Genomic DNA, 9,192 nt, shown 5'->3' with positions numbered 1-9,192 from the left:
AAAATTGATATTAGAATCCTCAGGATTTAATATGTAATCAGTAATAAAATCTCCTACTTTCTCTGTAGTTAGTGGATTGCTAGGGTTTAAATCAGAAAACAAAAGATGGTTTTAGTAAATCTGTACAATATTCTGATTTTTTTCGTTTTCCCAAAGCCTCGAGACTAAGCTAGGTGAGTTTAATTTGCTTTATAATTATAGATATTTTTCTTAAGCACATTATTATTTTTATCTGATACATAATCTAGTCGATTAAAATTATCATAGTGATAGTTTATTTCTTCTTGTCTGGCATCTATTTCAGAAATGATACTTCCGTTATTGTCGTAAAATGATAACTTGATCATAGCATTTGGTAATCTATCATAAAGTTTCTTGAGCTCTATTTTTAGTTGATCAGTTGTTAAATTTTGGAGTTGACTATAAGTTACATCCAAATTGTTTATGACATCGTTAAATCGTGCATTATCAATGGATGCAACAGAACGCTTATCGTTATAGGCAGAAAGATTAACTGCATATAAATCTTTACCATTAGTTGTCTCTTCAATAACTCCTTTATTACTTATTCTTGTAATTTCACTTTGTAATCTTAAGCTGTTTCCATTTGGCCCATTATACTCTTTTTTAGGATATAATTTTCCAGATTCATTAGCCCATTCAACAAAAGATATACCTGTGATTTTATTATTAGACTTATAAATTCTCTTTGAAATTGCATCAATCATATTAGAGTTTATGAAAGCAATAGAGTTTTGAAATGCATATTCTATATTTTGTTCTTGTTTTTTACCTTCGCTGTCGTTAGTTATGATTTTACTGGTAAGACCTTTGTTGTTATATTCATATTTTTGTGTAGTTGTTATCCAGGTATGATTTGAATCGTTGTAAAAATGAGATTCGTTTGTTTTTTTATTAAGCAACAACCTATTCCCAATATGAATAGGTTTGTTAACTGAATTATTAGAGTATAGATTAGCACCAATAATTAGTTCATTATTGCTTGATGTAATTATTTTTCCTTCTGTGTCTTTTACTTCGGTACGTGTTAATAAACCTGCTTTTCTTATATCGTTGGATCCTGTGTCATAGTAATTTAATGTTCTACCCAAGCTTGAGTTTCCTGCTCCTTTTCTTTCTTCAGTTACCTCGGCATAATATATAGCATTGTTCGCTAGAATGTTTGGGTTATTATAAGAATATGAAGTTATGATATTATCATCAAAGCCATTATTTATGTTTATGGACTTTACTACAATATCGTATACATTTTTATTAATTTTATTTTCATGAAACCTCTGTATATATAATAAAGTTTTTCCTTCAACAACTTTCTTCTCAAGAAAATATTCATCCGAAAATAAGATTATATTTTGATAGTCATCCCATATTGTTTTCTTTATACTTCCATCTTTTTTATCGATATATAAATACCAATTTTTAGGCAATCCATCATCAACTTTTTGTATTATAGTCTTATCCATTGATTTGGCCTTATAAAATTTATAACCTGAATTTGATTGATCGGTATTGTATGTTTCTACTAGTTCTAGATTGGTAGTATTGCTTTTGTATATTTTTTTATGCGTTAAAGTATAGTCTCCTATTTGCCATGGATAACTATAATTCCAAGGTTCGGGTAAGGTCATTTCCGAAAAGGTATTTAAATTTGGATCAAAAAGAATTATAAATCTAGAGTCATAATTACCTGGGCCAATCCATTTACTTTTGTATGCTCTATTTATACCAATTTTATGATAATCATTTGTAGAACTAGATTTATATTCGAACCATTGTTTTCCATTATAAAAGTTAAATCCTTTATTAAGATTTTTATATATTCTATTAAGAACAAATTTGTTTGAAAAATCATTTTCAGTAAATATAATATCAGATAAATTGATATTTCTTGCGGCTTGGGGATAAGAACCAGAAGCTGATCCTGAAAATGTATAAGGTTCTATGCGGAAAGAATGATCCATTTGGAAACTTATTACATTTCTTGAAACTAAATGTCGAACATTTGTATTTGGATCTATGTAATACCAAGTAAAATTTAAATGGTTTCCTGTTACATTTATATTACTAATACTATTAGTATTGCTGCCATTAAAAGAATTCATTTTTTGCCACTCAGAACCATTTTGTACTAACGGAAGAATTTTACCTTCTGTCGAAATTATAAGAACGTAATCATCATTAGTTATAAGTGATTTAACTTTTTCTGGGGGGATTGATATTTCAAAGTCGTTTTGTTTCCACGAATATCCATCTTTATCTAAAGAAAAGATTCTAATTTTTTCCTTAAAATAATACCCAAAATAATTTTTACCTATAAAGGTTTTTCTATGGTTACTTAGCTCATGCGTATGGTTTACAGATAATTTTTTTCCTCGCCAGTCTTTTCCATCCCATGTTCTAATTAAAAAATAGGCATTACCACTAACGGCTGGAACATATTTTACTAATGCATTACCATCATTTAACGAAAAATATTCCCCTTTAGTTGGATTTGGATCTAAGGGATCTATTTCATAACCATTAGAATTTTGAAATCCAGAAAGATATACTTTTGGGGCATTATTATGTAATAACTTATTTTCATATTGATAAGTTACTTCAGAACCTGTTGTGTTTTTGATTTTATGTATGGTTCCTTTAAAGATACCAGTTGTATTATAAACAAAAATCTGTGGGTTTAATGATTCATTGTTTTTGTTATATGTTGTTATCTGGGTTAAATACCTTTTAGCAAAAGAATCAACCCCTGTAGTTTCATAAGTTAACTGATATTTCATTAGTATCTCACCATCATCTCTTTTTAGGATAACGTTATCAAGATATTTTTTCTCATAACGTTCTTGGTATGCGTCAGGTTCACTAATATCTGTATTAGGTTCATAATATTCTTGAACAGTTGCAGTATTCATTTTGTTAAGATAATTAAGTTCAATCTTGTCGCCGGAATTGGATTCTATTTTTACCAAATAAGACGCTTCGGTATGTTTTGGGCCAAGATTATCCGCTTGTATTGCCTGATCTATTGTTTGATAATAAAATTGTATTTGATCCTCCCATTGATTAGAAATTTTAGATAAATTCCATGTAAAAGTTTGAAGCGCACCTCCTGTTGCTCTAGAATTTCCAATCCAATTGTTCCAATGAATAATATTTTCATTAGCGTTAGTATTGACACTAGCATTAGAATCACCATAGAAATAACGATCTCCATTTTCTTTGACAATTAACCAATAATTATGATTTCTATAATAGGTAACATTCCAATTAGGAAGGTTCTCTACTTTAAACTCATAAAGATTAGGCGATACTTTTTTAGTGCAAATTAGTTTTTTTAAACCACCCTCTAATAAAAAAAACTCATCATCATCTCTATACCCGGTTTGTTTGTTATCTGCAATGATTTTAGAAGTATTAATACTCCAACCTAATCCAACTATTCCTGTTGCCTTTATTTTATTAGAATACTCAACATTCTTTATGGCTTTGTCTCCATTAAAACTCAAATTAAGTCCGGCTTTTAATCGATTAGAAGTGATTTCTGTTATAGGTACTGTATAATGTACCTTACCATTTGCCTGATTAATTGTATTTGTAGATAAATTGTCTATTATTGATATAGGATCAGGATTTACCGTAAGATCAGAATCTTCTTGGTTATTTGTAGATTTTTGCTGCACAGTGGGTTCTTCTCCTATTTTAGCTTGAGTAGGATCATCGACATCATACCATACAGTTTGAGCGTTGATTGCTAGTGAAACAAGAAAAAATAAAAATGTTGCAATTAAATTTTTAATTCTCATTCTATTATAATTTATTTTTATTTAGAATATTATTTATAAGATTACCAATCGGCTTTTTGATTTTTTAATTCTTCTGGCATAGGTTCTTTTATGTATATGCTATGAACATAAAGACCTTTTTGGTGATGTTTTCTAACTAGATGTAGTGTATCTCCTTTTATTAATGCTCTATAGTAGTATCTATCCATACTTCCCGCAATTGATACATTTTGTTTTTGGAAAAATTCTATTTCAAACTCATTAGAGCCTATAGTATAAAAGCCTTGTCTTCCAAAGTCTAGGTTTAACCATTCTTCTTTAGGGCCAATTATTTTTCCATTAATTACATTGCTTAAATAAGGAATACTAAATAAAACATGTCCAGTTTTGAAAAATCGTAAGTATACCTGATCTTTTTCCTGTTTGACTAGATTATTCTTTGGGTTACTAAAAAAGTAATTTTGATTACTAAAGGAAAACTTCATTTTATAAAGTACATCTGTATCCAAAACTCTTTTGACGCCTTTATTAGAAATGTTTTTCAAAGTCCAATGCTTTTCATTTACCCTTAGTCTCCCTGACTCATCTTTTTTACCATAGTATGAAGAGCACGAAAAGATAAATGGAATAAGAAAAACGAATTCAAATATTTTTAGTCTTTTTACCATAGTGTATAAGGATTTGAATAAGAACTGTATTGAAAATATACAACACTTCTGTTATGTGTCATTATAAAGCCTGGTTGTTTAGCAAAAGCAATATTATGTGCTCTTAAATTTTGAATCAAGTGACGGTTTCGTTCAGAATTCAATCCAACTCTATATCCTTTATAGGCAAAGTATTGCGCTCCAAATCTATATTTTGGACCTTCTTCATCAACATAACGATGGGGGTATGTTTCTCCATATAAAGGGACATGGAGATTTGCTTGGTTTAGATCATTTCTTTTAATGTTTCTAGCTACTCCTTCTGTTAGAGGTCTATTCAACTTCTCCTCATCTTTGGTATAATCATTTCTAAACCCAGTAAAAAGATTAAAACCATAACTAAAATCCCCATAGCTTAAATTTAATGCAGCTGTGCGATGGCTATCTCCTCCATTACCAAGAGAGGCTGTATTTTTACGTAACCCTATATATTGAAAAGGGAAACCATCATTTTCATATCTAAAACCAAATTTACCAGAGGTGAAATCTAATCCTCCGACCCTTTGCCCTCCCAAATCATCATTGAATTTGGTAGTGTATAAACGAAAACCGGTTTTACCATCATTCCATCCTAAAGAATAAGATAGTCTGGATTCATTAGATACTGTTCTAGGGCCTTTATCTACATCAAATTTTCCAAAACTGGTCACACCATATCCAATAGCACCTTCAAAATTACCTATTCGGCCATTTAAACTTGCATTAATACCCCAGCCTCCAAAGTTGGATCCCCAACTATAAGTGGGGTTAAAAGATAGGGTAACTCCATCACCTTCAGAATCTCCGGTAACTACACTATTAAATTGAGAATAAGCAGCCCCAAAAGCAGCATTTTCTACACTATCATACCCGGCAAAAACACTTTGTGCAGCACCGGTACCAAAGGATTTAAAAAAATCTTCCCAATTATTAACATTTCCTTGTGCAGCATCAAATGCGGTATAAACAAACGCTCCAACAAGGGCTGCAAGAAAAGAAAACTCTCCATTTGGATCAATCATCATTATTGGGTTGTTTCCCATTGCTAGATATGGGCTGCTAAATTGGCCTTGGGGATCTATAGCAAACCATCTACCTAATGAAGGATCATACATACGAGAACCAAAATCATAATGATCTAAGCCTCCTTCTTTTTGTAATTCTTTGCCTTGAAATTTAAAATTGTAATCACTCGCGATTGGTGTTTGTATCTCCCCAGGATGTATTAATCCGAAGGGATAATAACTTGTTTTAGATATAATCTCATTATTGTCAATAGTATTATTGTTATTAAGGTCTGTATACGCTAGCCTATTATTTCCTAAGTGATCTGTATAAATGTAGGCATATTTATAAGTATCCCCTTCTTTAAAAACAAACCCTTCTCCCTGACCAAAAAACAGCAAGTTTGAATCTTGATATTGAAAGTCTCCTAAATATTCGGTAGTTGTCGTTTGAGTATCGGAAATGAATTTTTTGGATAATTTTGCTCCGGTAGAATTATATATAATTTCTATTTTTTCACCACTATCAAAGGTTACAATACTAGGTAAATTAAGATAATTGTAGCTAATGTTAATTCCTTTATGATTGTCTCTGATAAGATTTCCGTTATTGTCATACACATAATCATTAGTATTTGTAGTATTAGAATCTTTAAACCCATAATTTTTATTTCCCGAATCTACTACCTTAATAAGTTGATTACCTGTATACTCGTAATTTAAAATATCCATATCGGCATACGAAGAATTATTTTGCCAACCATTTCGTCTCAATGATGTTATATTTCCGTTGAGGTCATACTTTACTTCAGAGAGTGTATAACGATTATTATCATTGATCGCACTACTTGAAAAAGCAGCTCTTGACAATCTACCTAAGTTATCATATTGATAATCATATGTGTTTTTGATATTATTATCATTAAACTTCCAGTGTATTCCAGAAATTGTACCTGTGTATAATTTGTCTACTGTAGGACTTGCATCGTTATAAAGAGTCTCGAATGCAAACAAATCATTACCTAAATCTTGGTTAGGATCATTAAGTTTTTTTAGCCAACCTCTTATATTTTTTGTGTATTCAATTTTTTGTAATGATAAACCATTATTTGCTTTACCACCAATTTCTTTACTTGTTAATTCTCCTAATTCATTATATACGTATTTTCTAATATGCTCTTCTGGTTGAGAATTTACTTGATGATATTGATCCAGTAATCGGCCACTACTATCATATTCGAACCGATCAATGATTTGTATATTAGTTGAACTGGATGTTCTTTTGTGATTTGTTACTGTTCTTTTTACCAAACCTGTAAAATCAATTTCCGTTTCTACAACAGTTGCACCCGAAAGATGATTCTTACCATATACTTTTATCTCTTCTGCTTTATAATTATAAAAAGGATATGATTTTGTCCAGGTGTTTAATCCAATAGTTTTTGACCAGCTAGCTGTAGGTAACCCTTTAGTTTTTAGTGATACTTCTTGACCAAGAACAGTTGAAGGTATGGCTGGTTTATCTGGATCGGTAAAAGAATAATCATCATAATAATTTACTGATGTTATTTCTGCTATACCTGTTTTTGGAAAAGCATTATTTGTATAATTAATTGATATCTCTCCAATAGTAGTAATTGAATTCGTTCTTTTTTCAATGTTTGATTTGTTCCCTGAATTGGCGATAGTATTATCAACTAAATTTTGTAAATCTGTCTGAGTTAAATTGCTATTGTATTTTCCACTATATATAGTTCTACCAATGGCATCATATTTATTAAACATCCATTGTCCCTTACTTCTTAAGTTATAATCTTGGGTAAAAAGAGGCCTGTCTAATTGGTCATATACTACATATTGCCAATCTTTCCCTGGCATTTTTTGAGCAATTTGCCTATTGTATTGATCATATTTGTATTGAAAAGCTTGATTGTCCAAAATTTCTTGATAGTTAGAAATGATTTCACGTTCAAAAGGAACTTGAAAAGAAAAATCAATTTTTTTGATGATAGGTGGCGGGTTAACATTAGATCTAATACATAAATAACCATCTTTTAGATAAGCAGTATACTGAGAACTACCAATATCAGTTATTACGTTACCCAAATCAATATTGGGTATATTCCCTTGTATGTAAGCAATTCTACCAGTTTTTATTGGCATATTATAAAAATAAGCATGCGCATTTATGGTAAGAGTAGTATTGGTAATAGAAGCTTCTAAAGAACCTCCTGCGGGGCCTACTTTATTTGGGTTTTCAAAAAATTGAGTGTAATACCAATAAAATTCATTATTTGTATTTGAGGAACCAAATTCTTTATCACTTATGCTTGGAGGAAATATATAGATTAAACGACCAAACTCATCATATATGTATCTAGTTATGAGTTTTTTGATACTATTCCCTTCTTCTATATAGCTTACTTCTGAAATTTTTTTACCACTTTTATCAGAAAAAACCTCTTTTGTATTTAAGTTACCATCAGAAGGTTTCCAATTCTCATTTTTAATGATTTTTTTAAATAGTTCGTTGGCTTTGTATGTTTTATAACCTAATAAGGGGGCATTATTTGCTATTTTTAAACGAACATTATCAGTCAGATGAGCACCTGGAGTCAGTGTTATAGATTGGGATGCGGTATACGTTTTATTACTTACAAGGTGATTAAAAGTATAAGTAGAGGGAATATCCAAATTATCAGAACCATACCTACGTACTTCAAGATCAGCGTTTGTACCATATTCAAATTTTGTAGTATGATCAGATGACATCGCCCAATCATTACCAGGAGCGGCTGATTCTAATATTCGGTTTAAGGGAGAATTGTCAAAACGTAGTTCTGCATAGGGATTATCATCTCCATATTTATTTTTGTAATAAGTCTCTATTTGTGGTATTGGATTATTTATGAAAGCACCTGTGTTTTGATTAGAGGGTAATGGTAAATATGTTTTTTCTGTTCTTCCGAATTGATCGTAAGCATAGTGCTCTACGATATCTTTGCCATTAGGATTCTGCCCTAAAGCAATAGATTGTATAGGTCTTCCTAGTCCATCGTAGTAGGTAATGGTTTTAAATGCTGAAGATACCGTAGCGGTATCCATTTGATTTACTGTCATTGCTTCTTTAGGAACAATAGACATGGTATAGTTTTTATCCAAAGACTGGGCATATGATAACCATGTGAATAGACTTAATACTATAAATAACCTTTTTTTCATGAATTATATTTGTTTTACTATTGTTTCGATTTAATAATTTTCTCAATTTTACCAAGTGTGTTTTGGGAATACGATATTTCAATTATCTTAATAAAACCATCTTAAAAAGAATGATATGTTCTGAATTTATGTTTTAAGAATTTGAAATGTTACCATATTTTTAATTTAGATGATTTGTATTTATTATTTTTTACCAAAAATAATGGTGTTATAAGAGGTTATTTAAATATTGAAAATACAAAACACTAAAAAGTATAGATAAAACAACGTTTTCCATAAAACAGTATAGTTAAAACCTAAAAAAATAAAATGTAATAACTTAATAGGGTAGGATAGTACGAAGATAAAAAAGAAAAATTATTTAGAATTGATAAGAGTCATTTTTTAATGAAAATTTAATATGATAAATTGATGATTTAATTATTTGAAAATGAATTTATATCTTTTAGATAGGAAATTATCAAAAAAGCAACCAAAGAC

Annotated in this window: 3 protein-coding genes; all 3 read right to left on the bottom strand. The window is 30.1% G+C overall.

Translation table 11 applies throughout. The features are described from left to right. Positions 1-179: 179 nt before the first annotated feature. The 3 genes from Z053_RS0127040 to Z053_RS30590 are packed head-to-tail and all read right to left on the bottom strand — an operon-like array spanning position 180 to position 8,712. A complete protein-coding gene (locus Z053_RS0127040; protein ID WP_025668106.1) occupies positions 180-3,821 on the bottom strand; it encodes a hypothetical protein in 3,642 nt (1,213 codons plus the stop codon). A gap of 41 nt (positions 3,822-3,862) precedes the next feature. After that, a complete protein-coding gene (locus tag Z053_RS0127035) occupies positions 3,863-4,468 on the bottom strand; it encodes a hypothetical protein (RefSeq protein ID WP_025668105.1) in 606 nt (201 codons plus the stop codon). Continuing rightward, positions 4,462-8,712, bottom strand: coding sequence for a DUF6443 domain-containing protein (locus tag Z053_RS30590; RefSeq protein WP_051476161.1), 4,251 nt, complete (start codon positions 8,710-8,712; stop codon positions 4,462-4,464). Before Z053_RS30590 ends, Z053_RS0127035 begins: the two co-directional genes overlap by 7 nt. Between the last annotated feature and the right edge of the window lie 480 nt (positions 8,713-9,192).

It is taken from the genome of Aquimarina megaterium XH134 (assembly GCF_000520975.1).
Taxonomy (GTDB): domain Bacteria; phylum Bacteroidota; class Bacteroidia; order Flavobacteriales; family Flavobacteriaceae; genus Aquimarina; species Aquimarina megaterium.
This window is presented reverse-complemented; position numbering and strand designations above follow the sequence as displayed.

Coding starts and splice junctions, on each gene's coding strand:
- Z053_RS0127040 (WP_025668106.1), bottom strand. CDS start 3,821: ATGAGAATTAAAAATTTAATTGCAACATTTTTATTTTTTCTTGTTTCA.
- Z053_RS0127035 (WP_025668105.1), bottom strand. CDS start 4,468: ATGGTAAAAAGACTAAAAATATTTGAATTCGTTTTTCTTATTCCATTT.
- Z053_RS30590 (WP_051476161.1), bottom strand. CDS start 8,712: ATGAAAAAAAGGTTATTTATAGTATTAAGTCTATTCACATGGTTATCA.